Source organism: Haloparvum sedimenti (assembly GCF_001462205.1).
GTDB lineage: Archaea > Halobacteriota > Halobacteria > Halobacteriales > Haloferacaceae > Haloparvum > Haloparvum sedimenti.
The window spans coordinates 14,739-30,805 of sequence record NZ_LKIR01000140.1; the positions used below are offsets into that span (position 1 = coordinate 14,739).

Annotated in this window: 15 protein-coding genes; 8 read left to right on the top strand and 7 right to left on the bottom strand. The window is 69.4% G+C overall.

The annotated features are described in order from the left end of the window. Positions 1-917: ABC transporter ATP-binding protein (locus tag AN233_RS18165; RefSeq protein ID WP_245626086.1), on the top strand; the 917-nt coding region annotated here is incomplete at its 5' end. Positions 918-1,521: 604 nt separating this feature from the next. After that, positions 1,522-2,253 (top strand): creatininase family protein, encoded by a 732-nt coding sequence (locus AN233_RS14310; RefSeq protein ID WP_058367449.1) that lies wholly within the window; start codon positions 1,522-1,524, stop codon positions 2,251-2,253. A 27-nt stretch (positions 2,254-2,280) separates the two neighbouring features. Here the strand turns inward: AN233_RS14310 and AN233_RS14315 are convergent, their stop codons facing one another. Next, positions 2,281-2,724, bottom strand: coding sequence for a DUF5790 family protein (locus AN233_RS14315; protein WP_058367450.1), 444 nt, complete (start codon positions 2,722-2,724; stop codon positions 2,281-2,283). 190 nt (positions 2,725-2,914) lie between these two features. Here AN233_RS14315 and AN233_RS14320 point away from each other — a divergent pair, with 190 nt between their 5' ends. Further along, entirely contained in the window at positions 2,915-3,214 is a 300-nt protein-coding gene (locus AN233_RS14320; protein ID WP_058367451.1) for a DUF6432 family protein, read from the top strand. A gap of 250 nt (positions 3,215-3,464) precedes the next feature. Here AN233_RS14320 and rpiA read toward each other — a convergent pair whose 3' ends face one another. Next, on the bottom strand, positions 3,465-4,226 hold the full coding sequence (rpiA, locus tag AN233_RS14325; RefSeq protein ID WP_058367452.1) for a ribose-5-phosphate isomerase RpiA: 762 nt from the start codon (positions 4,224-4,226) through the stop codon (positions 3,465-3,467). Between the two features lie 82 nt (positions 4,227-4,308). Then, entirely contained in the window at positions 4,309-5,436 is a 1,128-nt protein-coding gene (locus tag AN233_RS14330) for an ORC1-type DNA replication protein (RefSeq protein ID WP_058367453.1), read from the bottom strand. Positions 5,437-5,882: 446 nt separating this feature from the next. Here AN233_RS14330 and AN233_RS14335 point away from each other — a divergent pair, with 446 nt between their 5' ends. Then, positions 5,883-6,077: a UPF0175 family protein gene (locus tag AN233_RS14335; protein ID WP_058367454.1), complete on the top strand. Its 195-nt coding sequence runs from the start codon at positions 5,883-5,885 to the stop codon at positions 6,075-6,077. 176 nt (positions 6,078-6,253) lie between these two features. Here the strand turns inward: AN233_RS14335 and AN233_RS14340 are convergent, their stop codons facing one another. Continuing rightward, positions 6,254-7,372 carry a 60S ribosomal export protein NMD3 gene (locus tag AN233_RS14340; RefSeq protein WP_058367455.1) on the bottom strand — a complete coding sequence of 373 codons (1,119 nt, stop codon included), beginning with the start codon at positions 7,370-7,372 and terminating at the stop codon, positions 6,254-6,256. 166 nt (positions 7,373-7,538) lie between these two features. Here AN233_RS14340 and AN233_RS14345 point away from each other — a divergent pair, with 166 nt between their 5' ends. Continuing rightward, positions 7,539-8,831 (top strand): O-acetylhomoserine aminocarboxypropyltransferase/cysteine synthase family protein, encoded by a 1,293-nt coding sequence (locus AN233_RS14345; protein ID WP_058367456.1) that lies wholly within the window; start codon positions 7,539-7,541, stop codon positions 8,829-8,831. A 77-nt stretch (positions 8,832-8,908) separates the two neighbouring features. Next, positions 8,909-9,823, top strand: a complete 915-nt coding sequence (gene mdh / locus AN233_RS14350) for a malate dehydrogenase (RefSeq protein WP_058367457.1) — start codon at positions 8,909-8,911, stop codon at positions 9,821-9,823. A 437-nt stretch (positions 9,824-10,260) separates the two neighbouring features. Here mdh and metX read toward each other — a convergent pair whose 3' ends face one another. Together metX and AN233_RS14360 are read right to left on the bottom strand one after the other, a co-directional pair. Then, positions 10,261-11,607 carry a homoserine O-acetyltransferase MetX gene (gene metX / locus AN233_RS14355; RefSeq protein WP_058367458.1) on the bottom strand — a complete coding sequence of 449 codons (1,347 nt, stop codon included), beginning with the start codon at positions 11,605-11,607 and terminating at the stop codon, positions 10,261-10,263. After that, positions 11,604-12,893, bottom strand: a complete 1,290-nt coding sequence (locus AN233_RS14360) for an O-acetylhomoserine aminocarboxypropyltransferase/cysteine synthase family protein (RefSeq protein WP_058367459.1) — start codon at positions 12,891-12,893, stop codon at positions 11,604-11,606. Before AN233_RS14360 ends, metX begins: the two co-directional genes overlap by 4 nt. 142 nt (positions 12,894-13,035) lie before the next feature. Here AN233_RS14360 and AN233_RS14365 point away from each other — a divergent pair, with 142 nt between their 5' ends. Then, on the top strand, positions 13,036-14,457 hold the full coding sequence (locus AN233_RS14365) for a single-stranded-DNA-specific exonuclease RecJ (RefSeq protein WP_058367460.1): 1,422 nt from the start codon (positions 13,036-13,038) through the stop codon (positions 14,455-14,457). A gap of 99 nt (positions 14,458-14,556) precedes the next feature. Beyond that, positions 14,557-15,282, top strand: coding sequence for an RAD55 family ATPase (locus tag AN233_RS14370; protein ID WP_058367461.1), 726 nt, complete (start codon positions 14,557-14,559; stop codon positions 15,280-15,282). A gap of 1 nt (position 15,283) precedes the next feature. Here the strand turns inward: AN233_RS14370 and AN233_RS14375 are convergent, their stop codons facing one another. After that, positions 15,284-15,625 carry a helix-turn-helix domain-containing protein gene (locus AN233_RS14375; RefSeq protein WP_058367462.1) on the bottom strand — a complete coding sequence of 114 codons (342 nt, stop codon included), beginning with the start codon at positions 15,623-15,625 and terminating at the stop codon, positions 15,284-15,286. Positions 15,626-16,067: the final 442 nt, after the last annotated feature.

Consider the following 16,067-nt stretch of genomic DNA (forward strand, 5'->3'; position numbering starts at 1 on the left):
AGATCATCAACATGTACCAGCGCGCCCGCGCCTCCTCCGCGCGCATCTTCGGCCTGATGGACGAGCCCTCGAAGCTCGAACAGGACCGCAACGCCGCGGAGCTCGAGGTCACCGAGGGCGAGGTCGAGTACGACGACGTCACCTTCGGCTACGGCGACGAGCCGATCATCGAGGACGTGGACTTCACGGTTCCGGGCGGCGAGACGCTCGCGCTCGTCGGCCCCACCGGCGCCGGCAAGTCGACCGTCCTGAAGCTCCTCCTCCGGATGTACGACGTGGACGATGGCGCGGTCCGCATCGACGGGCAGGACGTGCGCGAGGTGACCCTGCCTTCGCTCCGGCGGTCGGTCGGCTACGTCGGCCAGTCGTCGTACCTGTTCTACGGCACCGTCCGCGAGAACATCACCTACGGGAGCTTCGAGGCGGACCACGAGTCGGTCGTGGAGGCAGCCAAGGCCGCGGAGGCCCACGAGTTCATCCAGAACCTGCCGGACGGCTACGACACGATGGTCGGCGAGCGCGGCGTGAAGCTCTCGGGCGGGCAGCGCCAGCGCATCACCATCGCGCGCGCGGTGCTGAAGGACCCCGACATCCTCGTGCTCGACGAGGCGACCTCCGACGTGGACACGGAGACGGAGATGCTGATCCAGCGCTCGCTGGACCGGCTCACCGAGGACCGCACCACCTTCGCCATCGCGCACCGCCTCTCGACGATCAAGGACGCCGACACCATCCTCGTGCTGGAGGACGGCCGTATCGTCGAGCGCGGTACCCACGACGACCTCATCGACGATGACGGCCTCTACGCGCACCTCTGGGGCGTGCAGGCCGGCGAGATCGACCAGCTCCCCGAGGAGTTCATCGAGCGCGCCGCGAAGCGGACCGCCGAGGTCGACGCGGAGACGGACGACGACTGATAGACGACCGCCGCGGACGCCCCTTTTGTTCCTCTGTACGGCGCCTTTTCTGTCTCTGCTGTCGTTCGTGTTGATCTGGACAGCAACGTTCAGAAAGCCCAAGTCGGTTCTCCGTACTGTTGATCTGGTTCTGGTGCAGATCCTGCTACTCTGAACAGCAACACCCAGAAAGCCCCAGCCGGCTCTCCGTACGATGTTTCTGTCGCAAACTCTGCTGATCTGGACAGCAACATCCAGAAAGCCCCAGCCGGCTCGACCGGCCGCGACACGCGCTGCGCTCCTCGCTCTCCGCACAGCCCGCTGCGGTGCTTGCGGCGCCGGGGCCGGATCGAGCCGGCTGCCCCTTTCAGTCCCACCCCGCACAGCACCGCAACCGCTCCGCAACCGCACCGCAGCCTCACGCCTCCCCAGCCTCGCCGCAGTCGCGGTCGCGCGACCGCACGGCACCGCTTGCGCGACCGCGACTGCGGGCTCCCTCGCGCGCGTTTCTCGCGCGCGCCACCGCAGCTGTCTCTGACCTCATCGCCGCGCGGAGTCTGCCGTTCGTTCCGCGGAGCGCTTCTCGACTGCCGCCTTTTAACTCGCCGGCCCGCGCAGGGAGGGCATGAACCTCGCGGACGCGACCTGGACGGACGCCCGCGACGCCGACGTCGACGTGGCGTTCCTCCCGGTCGGCAGCACCGAACAGCACGGCCCGCACGCGCCGCTCGGGACGGACACACTGAACGCCGTCTCCGTGGCGGAGGCGGCCGCGGACGCCTTTTCTTCGGGTCGAGATCGGGGAGAGGCGCTCGTCTGTCCGCCGGTCGCGGTCGGCGTCGCCGAGGAGCACCGCGCGTTCGACGGCACGCTGTGGGTCAGTCCGAACACGTTTCGCGCGTACGTGCGCGAGACCGCGGAGTCGCTGGTCCACCACGGCGTCGACCGCGTCGTGCTCGTCAACGGGCACGGCGGCAACGTGGAGGCGCTCGCGGAGGTCGCGCGGCGCTTCTCGCGCGACGACCACCCGGGCTACGCGGTCGCGTTCACCTGGTTCGAGGCGGTCGGCGAACACGCGAGCGACATGGGCCACGCCGGTCCGCTGGAGACCGCGCTCCTGCGCGCGACACACCCCGACCTCGTGCGCGAGGAGCGCGTCGCGGACGCGGCCGAGGAGGGGTCGGCCCGCTGGGGCGAGTGGGTCTCAGGGGTCAACCTCGCGCACGACAGCGACGAGTTCACGGAGAACGGCGTGGTGGGCGACCCGCGGGAGGGAGACGTCGAGCGCGGGGAGGAGCTCTCGAGCCTCGCGAGCGAGGCGCTCGCGGAGCTGGCGGCGGCGGTCGCTGAGCGGTAGTCGCGGAGCTGGAGCGCGGGACGGCGGTCAGTCGTCCGACTCGTCGTCTTCGTCTTCGTCCGCGTCCTCGCTTTCGGCGGCCGCCGCGGCGTCGTCCAGCGCGCCGCGGAGCTCGGGGACGGTCCCCGCCAACTCGCCGACTGCGTCCGCGGCCTCCTCGATGTCCGCGATCAGCTCGGAGAGCGCGTCGATCTCGGCGCCGAGGTCGTCGGCGTCCTCGAAGGCGTCCGCGCGCTCTCCGAGGACGTAGCTCTTCCTGGCCTGCCGGACGTGCTCGGCCGCCTCGCCCACGTCGAGGGCGGACTTCAGGCCGTTGAGCACGCCGAGCGTGTTGTCCGCGTCGGTCTCCCACACCTCGTCCGCGTCGGGGAGCTCCGCGCGGGCGTCCGCGAGGTGAGCCTCGACCTCGTCGCGGACCTCCGCGGCCGCCTCGCCGAACAGGTCGTCGTCGTCGAACGTCGCCTGACTCATGCGTGTCACGTCGTCCCGTGGGGGTTTAAAGCCGTGCCCGAAAACGGAAGTGAAACCGAGCGGTACGGAGACGGAGGCCGGGGAGTCGGCGGGCGAGGCGACCAGTTCCGCCTCGCTGCGTTCGCGGTCGGCGGCATCGCGGCGTGTTCCCGCCGGTACACGTAAACCCCGTCGCGCCGATACCCGGACCATGGCTGCGAAGGCGGAATTCCGGGACCGGCCGGACGTCGAGGTCGCGCTCCTCGACGCGCTGGTCGACCGCGGCGAGGAGGGCATGACGGTGTTCGAGCTCCGGGCCGCGGTCGACGCCGACATCGACCGGGTCGAGGAGGCGCTGAGCGCGCTGAAGGAGGACCGACTGATCACGGTCGAGCAGGGCGACTCCCGGCTCCGGATCTACCCCCACGACCGCGTGGTTCCCGACCCCGACGCGAGTGAGGACGACGAACCCGGCGTTCTGGAGTCGATCCGCCGCAAACTCGGGCTGTGACTGGCGTGTCGGGGCGATGTGGTGAGTGGAACGATTCGGATCTGGGCGAGTTTTAGAAGCGCGAGTCCGTTCCGTATCTGCTGGCTCTTTCTCGTACAGAAATGGTGCTGTTGCTGATCCTGCTGCTCTGGCCGGCACCACCCAGAAAGCCCCAGTCGGCTCGACCTCGCGCGGTCGCGGCGACACGCTGCGCGGTCGCCGCGGCGCGCGCCGACTGCACCGCGATCGCACAGCACCGCACTGTAGCCGGTCAGTCTCGCACGTATCGGCGGACGTCGACGCCCTCGTCGGTGCCGACGTGGACCTCGTCCGCGAGGCCGACGAACAGGCCGTGGTCGACGACGCCGGGGGTGCGGGACAGCGTCGTCGCGAGGTCGTCCGGTGCCGCGATCTCGCCGAATTCGCAGTCGAGCACGAGGTTGCCGTTGTCCGTCACCACGGGGCCGTCCTTGCGCTCGGCGGCCCGGAGTTCGGGCTCGCCGCCCGCCGCTCGGACCGCGGCCGCGACGGTCGTCCGCGCGGCCGGAAGCACCTCGATCGGGACCGACCGGTCGAGCGTCTCCGCCGTCTTCGAGGGGTCCGCGACGATCAGTAGGCGGTCGGCCGCGGCGTCGACCAACTTCTCGCGGGCGTGGGCCGCGCCGCCGCCCTTGATCAGCGCCGGGGCGTCGGGCTCGCCGCCGCCGGCCCCTCCATCGCCGGACGCGGCCGCCGCGAACGCCACCTGATCGGCGCCGTCGATGGCGAGGTCGATGCCGGGCGCGTCCGGGCCGACCGCCTCGTCCAGGTCGAGCAGGGGGATTCCGCACTCGCGCGCTAGCTCGCGGGCCGCGAAGGAGGTCGGGACACCTCGCACGTCGAGACCGGCGTCGACCTGTCGGCCGATGGCGCGGATGGCGTGGGCCGCCGTCGAGCCGGTTCCGAGGCCGACGACGGTGCCGTCCCGGACCTGCTCCGCGGCCGATTCGCCGGCGCGGCGCTTCTGCGTCTCGGTGCCGCCGGTGGTCTTCATACGTCCGCGGACGGCGTCGGGGTTCAAAAAGGGCGGCGGGCGAGCGGTGTGCGAGCGGCGGGCGGTTCCCGCCGACCGCGACTCAGCGTAGGCGGTCGAGGACGGCGTCAGGGTCGTACGCCAGAGAGAGCTCGCGGGAGCGGCCGCGACCCTCGACCTCGGCGTACTCGGCCTCGATGACGCCGAGCTGGTCGAGCTTGTTGATGATCTCGGAGTAGCGCGTGTAGCCCAGGTCCGTCGCCTCGTGGAACGCCTCGTACACCTCGCCGGCGCGTTTCCCGTCGTGTTCCGCGAGCGTCTCCACGAGCGCGCGCTCGGAGTCGGAGAGCCCCCGAAGCGACCGCGAGAGGTGGACGAACTTCGACTTTTCGTAGGCCCCTTCCACGTCCTCCTCGGCGACGGTCCGGGAGGCGCGCATCTCCGCGTTGAGACCGGCGCGGCGCAGGAGGTCGATCCCGACCCGGAGGTCGCCGCTCTCGGCGGTGAGATCCGCGACGCGCTCCAGTTCGGGGCGGTCGATGACGCCCTCGTGGAAGCCGCGGTCGGCGCGCTCGCGGAGGATGTCGTAGATCTCGGTCGTGTCGTACACCGGGAAGTACACCTCCTCGGGCCGGAACACCGACTGGACGCGGGAGTCGAGCTCCTCGATCACGTCGAGCGAGAGGTCCGAGGAGACGACGATGACGCCGATGCGCGCGCCCGAGTGCGCCTCGTGGGCTCGCAGCAGCGAGTAGAGCGTGTCGGAGGCCTCGTTCTCGTAGAACAGGTAGTTCACGTCGTCGAGCGCCACCACGAGCACCTCGTCGTCCTCCACGAGGCGGTCGGTTATCTGTCCGAACAGCTTCTTGAAGGAGATGCCCGAGGAGGGCGGCTCGTAGTCGAAGACGCTCTCGAACAGCCGCGAGAAGACGGCGTAGCGCGTCGAGTCGACCTGGCAGTTGACGCGGACGGTTCGCACGTCGGTCTGGGCGCTCAACTCGCCGAACAGCTTCTGCACGGCGGTCGTCTTCCCCGTCCCGGGGGGACCGCGGACCATCGTGTTGAGCGGACGCGACCCGCGGACGGCCGGCCGGAGCGCGTACTTGAGGCTCTCCAGCTGGCTCTCGCGGTGTTTGAACGTCTCCGGGATGTAGTCGATCTCGAAGACGTGCTCGTCGCGGAAGACGGACTCGTCCCACGAGAGCATCCCGTCGTCGGGGTCGCCGGTCATCACCTACACCACGTCCGGCCGCGCACTTAACCGTTCCCCGGACGCGGGGCGGAAGTGAAAATGGGAGGTCGACGCCGCGAATCGCGCTAGGGAGGGAAGTCCGGTTTCACTATCACGCCGCTCGATCCGGTGGGAGTCGAGGGGGTGCTCTTGCCCGTCCGCGACCGGCCGCCGTCGCGGGACCCGCCGCTACAGCACCGAGACGCCCCACGCGACCATCGAACTGACCATCAGGAACGCGAAGAACAGCGCGATGATCTGCTGTCTGTCCATGCGCGACCTACCGCCGAGGAGACGCATAACTCCTGTGTCGTGCCCCCGACCGCGACCTTATACCCGAGCCAACGGGCCCGCCGTTCTTGTCTGTCACCTATTATCGTAATAGGTGTTTGAACCCCCTCAAGGGGATAGTAACCTTCATGTTCCCTCACGTTCGACCGGTGAGTATGGCATCACACGGGCTGTCGAGCGCGATGACGCTGTACGGGGCGCGAACGCTGACGCTCTCGCAGGCGGCCGCGCAGGCGGGCCTCTCGGAGGCGGAGTTCGTGGAACAACTGGAGCAGCACGGCATCGAGGTCGCCGAGTCCGAACGCGCCCGCGCGCTGGGCGGCGACACCTCGCCCGCCAGCGCCGACTGAGGTACCGCCGACAGAGGATCCGCCGACAGAGGATCCGCCGACAGAGGATCCGCCGACAGTTCCCCGACGCGAGGTTTGGGAGGACCGGCTCGGGATCGGCGGCACGGCTTCGATTTTTTTTCTTTTCCGGTCGCGGAGCGCTGCCGCCGCAGAAAAGCCGCCCTGCGTTTCCGGGACTACTCCTCGGAGTCTTCGGGAACGAGGTGAAGCTCGCCGGCGCGCGTCTTGAACGCCCGCACGGTGTCGGCGTCCTCGTCGACGAACTCGGGGTTCGCGACCGTCCGCGCCTCGTAGGTCTCGGGGTCGAGCACCTGGACCGCGTTCTCGTCCTCGACGGTCACGACGGTCGTCTCCGCGGCGTCCGTGCGCTCGCCCAGGCGGTCGGCCTCGGGCGCCTCGCCCTCGTCGAACGCCGACTCGTAGGGCTCGCCGGAGTCGAGCCGGATCCCCTTCAGTCGGCCCGAGACGCCGGTGACGAGCACCGGCCCGTCGCCGTCGTCCGGGTCGACGATCTCGCCGGGCGCGAACCGGGGGAGGCGGACCGCGAACGTGACGCGGTACACCTCGTTGCCGTCGCCGTCCTCGGTGACGAGCGTGGGGTACGACTCGAAGGAGCCGCCCAGCGCGTCGGTGATCCGCGAGGCGACGTTCTGGCCGATGCGGTTGGTCGAGACCTTGATGTTCGGCCCCTCGTCGGTCTCCTTGATCTCCGTGATGAACGCCTCGCGGTCGCCGTCGCCCTCCTGGTCGGCGACGTACGACTCCGCGATCTCGATAGCCTCGGCGCGCTCCTCGGGGGTGAGCTCGCGCTCGTCCGCACGGACCTGCACGATGCCCGCGTAGTAGCCGCCCGCGATGCGCCCGCAGCGGTCGCAGGTGCCGCGCGAGATCTTCACCGGGACCGTCACGTCCGCCTCGCGGAGCTCGCCGCGGACGATCCCCGAGAAGTGGCAGTGCATTCGGATGTTGTTCTGGTCGACCTGCTCGGGTTCGACGCCCCACTCCACTTCGCGGGCCTTCAGGTGGACGCCGAGCGCCTCGGCGGTCTCCTCGACGGCCACGTCGGTGTAGTCGCGGGCGTCCACGTCGACCCACGTGTTGCCGCGGTGGACCGCGCCGCAGCCGGAACAGACCAGCACCTCCAGCCGGTCGGGGGCGTCGACGAGCTCGAAGTCGTCGAAGTAGCAGTCGTCACAGAGCGTCGCGTCCCGCTCGCGGGGCGCGCCGGGGAGCGGCTCCGCGCGCTCCGGGACGGCGTCGCCACAGCGGGGACAGAATTCGCGGGACTCGGTCATTGATCCCTCCGTACGCGCGTGAGGCGTTTAAGCGGACCGAACGCCCGGTCCGCGGTCCGTCGCCGCCGCCTCCGATCACGACCGAACCGGTTCGGCGATCTCCGCGCCACCGGCAGGGAATGGCGGCGAGCGCGCCTTTAGGACCCGTGCGACCCATGCGGGAGGCATGGCAGACGACAGCCAGCGGTTCGCGACGCGCAGCCTGCACGCCGGCGCCGAGCCCGACCCGACGACCGGGTCGCGGGCGACGCCGATCCACCAGACGACCTCTTACGCGTTCGACGACGCCGACCACGCGGCGCGGCTGTTCGCGCTGGAGGAGCCGGGCAACATCTACTCGCGGATCATGAACCCGACGAACAGCGTCTTAGAGGAGCGGATCGCCTCGCTGGAGGGTGGGGTCGGCGCGGTCGCGACGAGTTCGGGGATGGCCGCGCTCAACCTCGCGACGTTCCTCCTGGCCTCGGCGGGCGACAACATCGTCTCCGCGTCGTCGCTGTACGGCGGGACCTACACCTACCTCACCCATTCCGTCGAGCGCCGCGGGGTCACGACGCGGTTCGTCGACACGCTCGACGTCGAGGCGTACGCGGACGCCATCGACGAGGACACCGCCTACGTCCACCTGGAGACGATCGGCAACCCGGCCCTCGTCACGCCCGACATCGAGGCGATCGCGGACGTGGCCCACGAGCACGGCGCCCCGCTGCTCGTGGACAACACGTTCGCGACGCCCGCGCTCTGTCGCCCCCTCGAGCACGGCGCGGACCTCGTCTGGGAGTCGACGACCAAGTGGCTCACCGGCAACGGGACCACCATCGGCGGGGTCCTCGTCGACGGCGGCTCGTTCCCCTGGACCGAGCACGCGGACGACTACCCGGAGATCGCCGCGGAAAATCCGGCCTACCACGGCGTCAACTTCGCGGAGCGGTTCGGCGACGCCGCGTTCACCTACGCCGCGGTCGCCCGCGGGCTCCGCGACCTGGGGAACCAGCAGTCGCCGTTCGACGCGTGGCAGACGATCCAGGGGCTCAACACGCTCCCCCTGCGGATGGACCGCCACTGCGAGAACGCCGAAATCGTCGCGGAGTTCCTCGCGGACCACGAGGGCGTCTCGTGGGTGAACTACCCCGGCCTCTCCGACCACGAGACCCACGAGGCGGCGAGCGAGTACCTCGAGGGTGGCTACGGCGGGATGATCACCTTCGGGCTGGAGGCGGGCTACGACGCGGCGAAGGCGACCGTCGAGAACGCGGAGCTCGCCTCGCTCCTGGCGAACGTCGGCGACGCGAAGACGCTGATCATCCACCCGGCGTCGACGACCCACCAGCAGCTCACCGACGAAGAACTCGAGGCCGCGGGCGTCACCGACGACATGGTTCGGCTCTCGGTCGGGATCGAGGACCCGGAGGACATCCTCGCGGACCTCGACGCGGCGATCGAGGCGGCGACGGCGTAGGCGCGGGAGAGCGACGGCGGCACCGTACGGCGCGGCGGCGAAACGGTTACACGCCCGGCGCGCCACGTTTCACGCGTATGACGAAAGTGAGCGTCGTCGGCGCCGCCGGCACGGTGGGAGCAGCGACCGCGTACAACCTCGCGCTCCGGGACGTGGCGGACGAGCTCGTGCTCGTGGACATCCCCGACCAGCGCGAGACGACGATCGGACAGGCCGCGGACGCCAATCACGGGATCGCCTACGACTCGAACACGACCGTCCGGCAGGGCGAGTACGCGGACACCGCCGGCTCGGACGTGGTCGTGATCACCGCCGGCATCCCCCGCCAGCCCGGACAGACCCGGATCGATCTGGCGGGCGACAACGCCCCGATCATGGAGGACATCGGCTCGCAGCTCGCCGAGCACAACGACGACTTCGTGACGGTCACCACCTCGAACCCCGTCGACCTGCTCAACCGCCACCTCTACGAGGCGGGCGACCGCGACCGGCATCAAGTCGTCGGGTTCGGTGGCCGCCTCGACTCCGCGCGGTTCCGGTACGTCCTCTCCGAGCGCTTCGACGCGCCCGTCAGGAACGTCGAGGCGACGATCCTCGGCGAGCACGGCGACGCGCAGGTGCCGATGTTCTCGAAGGTGCGCGTCGACGGCCGCGACCCGACGTTCGACGCGGACGAGCGCGAGGCGATCCTCGCGGACCTCCAGGAGTCCGCGATGGACGTCATCGAGCGCAAGGGCGCGACCCAGTGGGGGCCCGCGACCGGCGTCGCCCACACCGTGGAGGCGATCCTCCGCGACACGGGCGAAGTGCTCCCCTGCTCGCTCGTGCTCGACGGCGAGTTCGGCTACGAGGATACCGCTTTCGGCGTTCCCGCGAAGCTTGGAGAGAACGGGGTGGAGGAAGTGGTCGAGTGGGAGCTCGACGACTACGAGCGCGACCTGATGGACGACGCCGCCGAGAAGCTCTCCGAGCAGTACGACGAGATCGCGTAAGGGGAGTCGCTGGACGTCGATTTTCTCTCGACCGCTCGCGATACACTGGTTTTCCTCGATCAGTCAAGCCCGCTGCTGCGCTCGCCGCCAACAGCCAGAAAGCCCTCGGCCGCTCGCGATCGCTGAGCAGCATATCGACGCTCTCCGCAACGCCGGCGTCGATAGGGGCTGCTCAGCGACTCCCTTCGGCGCGACCGGCCTCGCCCTTTCAGTCCGCCAGGGCCCGGTTGGTCGTTCTGTCGCCGCGGCCGATTGCTCGGTGATTCGTTACACCGACTGTCGGGCGAGCGTGGCCTCTCGCCTCCCCAGCCTCGGCGGCGGCGCGGCCGCGGAACCGCAACGCACCGCAGGGCGGCCGCGCCGCCGCCTCCCTCGCGCGCGTCGGGGTCGCGCGCGCCGGATGTGGGACAGCCGGCGGGGGTTCTGTATCGTGTGGGTCAGTCCGGGCTGCCGAACAGGCTGGAGTGAACCGGCGCGTGAGGGTTCTCGTCCGTGGCGTCCTCGCGGTCGTCGGCCGCTGCGGCGTCGGTGACGGAGCGCCCCTCGACGCCCTCTTCGAGGAAGTCCGCGACCGGGGGGCCGACGGACTCCGGCTCGACGAGGAACGCGTCGTGGCCGTGGTCGGAGTCGACGACGTGGTGCGCGACCGGGACGTCCGAGGCGCGGAAGGCGTCCGCGACCTCCACGCTCTGGCCGACGGTGAAGTGCCAGTCGCCGGTGAAGGAGATCAGGAGGGCCTCGCCCTCGAAGGCTGCCAGCGCGTCCGCGTCGGAGCCGTACCCCGCCGCGAGGTCGTACTCGTCCATCGCTCTGGTGAGGTAGAGGTAGCTGTTCGCGTCGAAACGCTCCACGAACCCCGCCGCGTTGTAGTCGAGGTACGACTCCAGTTCGCGGTAGGGGAAGAACGTCGCGGCCGGGTTCTCGGGCAGGCCGAGGCCGCCCTCCTCCCGCGAGAGGGAGTCCCGGCCCGCGGACCGACGACCGAACTTCCGGGCCATCGACGCCTTCGAGAGGTACATCACGTGACCGATCTGTCTGGCGATGGCGAGGCCGTCGTCGGGGTCCGGCCGGTCCTCGCCGTAGTAGTCGCCGCCGTTCCACGCCTCGTCCGCGCGGATGGCGCGGCGCGCGATGGCCTCCAGCGCGAGCGACTGGGGGTCGAGCCGGGCCGCGGCCGCCAGCGCCACCACGTGGTCGGCGTCGTCCGGGTAGCGCTTGGCCCACTCCAGGGCGTTCATCCCGCCGACGCTCCCGCCGACGACCGCGTGCAGGCGCCCGACGCCGAGGTGGTCGAGCAGTTCCCGCTGTGCGCGCGCCCAGTCCTCGACCTGCACCGGCGGGAACCGCGCCCCCCACCGGTCGTGGTCCGGCTCGTCGTCGCCCAGGTCCAGGTCCGCGGGACGCTCGCTGGCGGGTCCCGAGGAGCCGTAACACGACCCGGGGACGTTCGCACAGACCACGTAATACTCGGTCGTGTCGATGGCCTTCCCCGGGCCGACCACGTCGTCCCACCACGCGCGGGCCTGCCCGGCCTTGCCGTCGCCGTCTTCGCTCGCGGTGCCGTTTGCAGCGTCCGCGTCCTCGTTCGCTCCGCGCCCGGCCGCGCTCGGCGTGCGCGAGACGTTCTGGCTCCCGGTGAGCGCGTGACAGACCAGCACCGCGTTGTCGCCGGTGAACTCGCCGTAGGTCTCGTAGGCGACCCGCAGGTTCGGCACCGACTGTCCGCAGGCGAACTCGAACTCGCCGAGCGCCGCGACGCCGCGGTCCGCGTGCGGGGCGCTCATGAGTCCCGCCGGCCCTCCCCGGCCGCGAGCCCGGCGTCGAGGTCGGCGATCACGTCCTCGGGATCCTCGATGCCCACGGAGAGGCGGAGCATGTCGGGGTAGACGCCGGCGGCGACCTGCTCCTCCTCGGTCATCTGCGCGTGGGTCGTGGAGGCCGGATGGATGATCAGGCTCTTCGCGTCGCCGACGTTCGCGAGGAAGCTCGTCAGGTCGACCGACTCACACAGCGTCTTGGCCGCCTCGTAGCCGGCGTCGACGCCGAAGGTGACCATGCCGCCGTAGCCCTCCAGGTACCGGCTCGCGTTCTCGTGGGTGGGGTGGTCCTCGAACCCGGGGTAGGTGACCCAGTCGACGCGATCGTCCGAACGCAGGAACTCGGCGACTTCCCGGGCGTTCTCGCAGTGGCGGTCCATCCGCAGGGGGAGCGTGTTCAGCCCCTGGATCGTCTGCCACGCGTCGAACGGCGACTGCTGGCCGCCCGTGGGACGCACGCCGCGCTGCCGGGCGACGTTCGCGAAGGCGGCGTCGCCGAACTGCTCCGTGAAGTCGATGGGGAACGCGGGCGACTGGCCCGCCAGCTCGTCGTAGTCGGCCTTGGGGTGGTCCCATGGGAAGGTCCCCCCGTCCACGACGATCCCGCCGACGGTCGTTCCGTTGCCGGTGATCCACTTCGTCGTCGACTCCCAGACGACGTCCGCGCCGTGCTCGACCGGACGGCAGAGGTAGGGCGTGGCGAAGGTGTTGTCGACCACCAGCGGGACCGCGTGGTCGTGGGCGATCTCCGCGAGACGTTCGAAATCCGGCGTGACGAGCGAGGGGTTGGCGATCGTCTCGACGTGGACGTAGGCGGTGTCCTCGTCGATCGCCGCCTCGTAGGCGTCGTAGTCGAGGGTATCGACGAGCCGGGCCTCCACACCGCGCCGGCTCGCGATCGAGGTGAGGTACGCCGAGGTGCCGCCGTACATCTCCGAGCTAGCGACCACGTTGTCGCCCGCACGGGCGAGCACCGTGGTGATCGCGTCGATGGCGGCCATTCCGGATCCCGTCGCGACAGCGCCCGACCCGCCCTCCAGGTCCGTCAGCCGGTCCTCCAGCGCCCTCACCGTGGGGTTCGAGAGCCGCGAGTAGATGTGACCGTCCGCGCGCAACGCGTACATCTCCGCGGTCGTGTCCGCGTCCTCGAAGACGAACGACGTCGTCTGATGAATGGGCGTCGCTCGCGCGCCCGTGGACGGATCCGGATCGGTCCCGGCGTGGAGGCTCCGGGTCCTGAATCCTCTAGTCATGTGTAGTACGCATATATCTCCACACGTCTATAACCGTCAGTTACGGCAACGCCTGCCGCCCGCGGTGACGGAACGAGATCGGCCCATCCCTCGCCTCCGCCGAAGCGTGGGTTTATCTCCGGTGACGAACCTACTGCTGCCCATGTCCGTCGCCGGTTCCCCGGTTCCCGAACTCGCCGCCGACGCGGCCGCCTGCGCGGAGCGGCTCCGCGAGGCCGACCGCGTGCTGCTCGCCTCGCACATCGACGCGGACGGGATCACGAGCGCCGCGGTCGCGACGAGCGCGCTCGCGCGGGCCGGGATCGACCACGAGGTCGTCTTCGAGAAGCAGCTCGACGAGGCCTCCGTCGCGGGGATCGCGGCCCGCGATTACGACACCGTGCTGTTCACGGACTTCGGCTCCGGACAGCTCGACGTCATCGCCGCCCACGAGGCGGCCGGCGACTTCACGCCCGTCATTGCCGACCATCACCAGCCGGCCGATGCCGAGACGGAGTTCCACCTCAACCCGCTGCTCGTCGGACTCGACGGCTCCTCGGAGCTGTCCGGCGCGGGCGCGAGCTACGTGCTCGCCCGCGCGCTCGAACCCGACGGCGGCGACAACCGCGACCTGGCTGCGCTCGCAGTCGTCGGCGCGGTCGGCGACATGCAGGACGGCGACGACGGCCTTACCGGCGCGAACGAGGGGATCGTCGCCGAGGCCGTCGAGGCCGGCGTGCTCGAGACGCGCACCGACCTCGCGCTGTACGGCCGACAGACCCGCCCGCTCCCGAAACTGCTCGAGTACTCCACCGACGCCGGGATCCCGGGCGTCTCCAACGACGAGGCCGGCGCAATTTCCTTTCTCTCCGGGCTCGATCTGCAGTTGAAGCAGGGGGGCGACTGGCGACGATGGGTGGACCTCGACGATGAGGAGCGGCGCACCCTCGTCTCCGCGCTGATGCAGCGCGCGGTCTCGTCGGGCGTCCCCGCCGACCGCGTCAACGACCTGATCGGTACCTCCTACACGCTGGTCGGGGAGGAACGCGGCACCGAACTCCGCGACGTGAGCGAGTTCTCGACGCTGCTCAACGCCACCGCTCGCTACGAGCGGGGCGATGTCGGGCTTGCGGTGTGTCTGGGTGATCGCGACGACGCGCTCGCGGAGGCCCGGAGACTCCTCCGGAACCACCGCCGGAACCTCTCCGAGGGGCTCCAATGGGTGAAGACGGAGGGCGTCACTCACGAGGACCACCTCCAGTGGTTCGACGCCGGCACCCGCATCCGCGAGACGATCGTCGGCATCGTCGCCGGCATGGCCGTGGGGTCGCCGGCCGTCGATAGCTCCAAGCCCATCGTGGCGTTCGCGGAGAAGAACGACGAGGAGCTGAAGGTCTCCGCCCGTGGTTCTCACCGACTCGTTCGGCAGGGCCTCGACCTCTCGACGGTGATGCGGAAGGCCAGCCGGTCCGTCGGCGGCGACGGCGGCGGCCACGACGTGGCGGCGGGCGCGACCATCCCGACCGGCGAACGTCGCGGCTTCCTCACCGCGGCCGACGAGCTCGTGGGCGAGCAACTCGGCTGAGGAGGACGGCCGGTCCGTCCCGCCGAAGACCGGGACCGAACCGTCGCCAGGGCCGGCGCGGCATGGGCTTATGTACGTTGCCCCCGCACGTGTGACCGGATGAGTGAACTCGTCTCGACGGGGGTCGATGGGCTGGATGCGATCCTCAACGGCGGCATCACGAAACGCTCGACGGTGCTCGTCTCCGGAAACCCGGGCACCGGAAAGAGCATCTTCGGTATACAATACCTCCACGCGGGCGCGACCGAACACGACGAACGCGGCGTCTACGTCTCCTTCGAGGAGAACGCTTCGGACATCGAGGAAGCGGCCGCGTCCGTCGGGTTCGACGAATTCTCCGACCTCGTGGACGCGGGGGAGATCGTGATCCATGATAAACGCGAGATGCTCCGTGAGGAGGACTTCTCGGAAGCGGTCGATAAGCTGCTGGAGACGGTCGCGGACGGCTCCTTCGACCGCCTCGTCCTCGACTCGCTGTCGATGTTTCAGCTGTTCTTCGAGAACGAACGCGAGCAACGGACTTCCCTGCTGAAGTTCTCGGACATCCTCAAGTCGAACGGCCTCACCTCGCTGCTGATAAACGAGCAGGGCGCCGTCTTCCCGGACACCGAAGTCGGGCTGGAGAACTTCCTCACGGACGGCAACATCTACTTCATTCAGACGCCCACCGACTCCGGGGTCAACCGATACGTCTGGGTGGCGAAGATGCGGAAACAGGCCATCGACACGGACATCTTCCCGATGGAGATCGGCGACGGGGGGATCACGGTCCACGACCGCGCCGGCGGCTTCTCGATGATGGGGCGGTCCGAGGATTCACTCTGACTCAGTCCGACTCCGAAGAGAGCTGCCGCCACACGTCGTCAAGCCGGTCTTTGACCGTGGTCCGTTCGGTTACCTCGACGGTCAGTCCGCTCCGGAAGTCCAGGTCGATCTCGTCGACGCATCGTCGATACACCTTCACACGCCGGCGGTCCTCGGAGAGCGTTCGGTCGTGAAGTTCCAGCAGTTCGGCCTCTTCCAACTCGTCGATGCGCCGGTAGCACGTTGCGATGGGGACGTCGAGCTGCTCGCTGAACTCTTTCGCGGACTTGGGCTCGCCGGCGGCGCTCAGAATCTCCGTATTGTACTTGTTCCCGAGGATCGTGATCAGCTCCTCCCCCTCCATTCGTGGATATCTGCTTTGATTCCCCTCGTCAAAAGTATACTGGATACCCCTATTCCTCGGCGAAATCGGCCGGCCGTCGATATCGATACTGATACTGCAAGACGAGGCCGGCCGATCGGCGACCACGCACGCCGCCCACCCGCTCTCGATTCGGCTCGCGTCCGCGGGTGTCTCCCCGTCAGTACGGCGTGTGACCCCATACCTCGACGCAACTCGTTCGACGGGTTTAATAGAAACCCGGCGGTACTGTTAGATCCGAAGAGATGAGGACCCCGTCCCTGCGGTCCGCCGTAAGACGGGATCTGATGTGAGCCAACGACGTTCGGTGTCACCCGCTTTCGCGTGTGACCCGAACACGGACCATGCAATGGTGCGAACCAGTCTAACTGGTTCAATCCGCCATACCCCCTTCACACCGGGAATCAGGTGTGAAGGAACCATT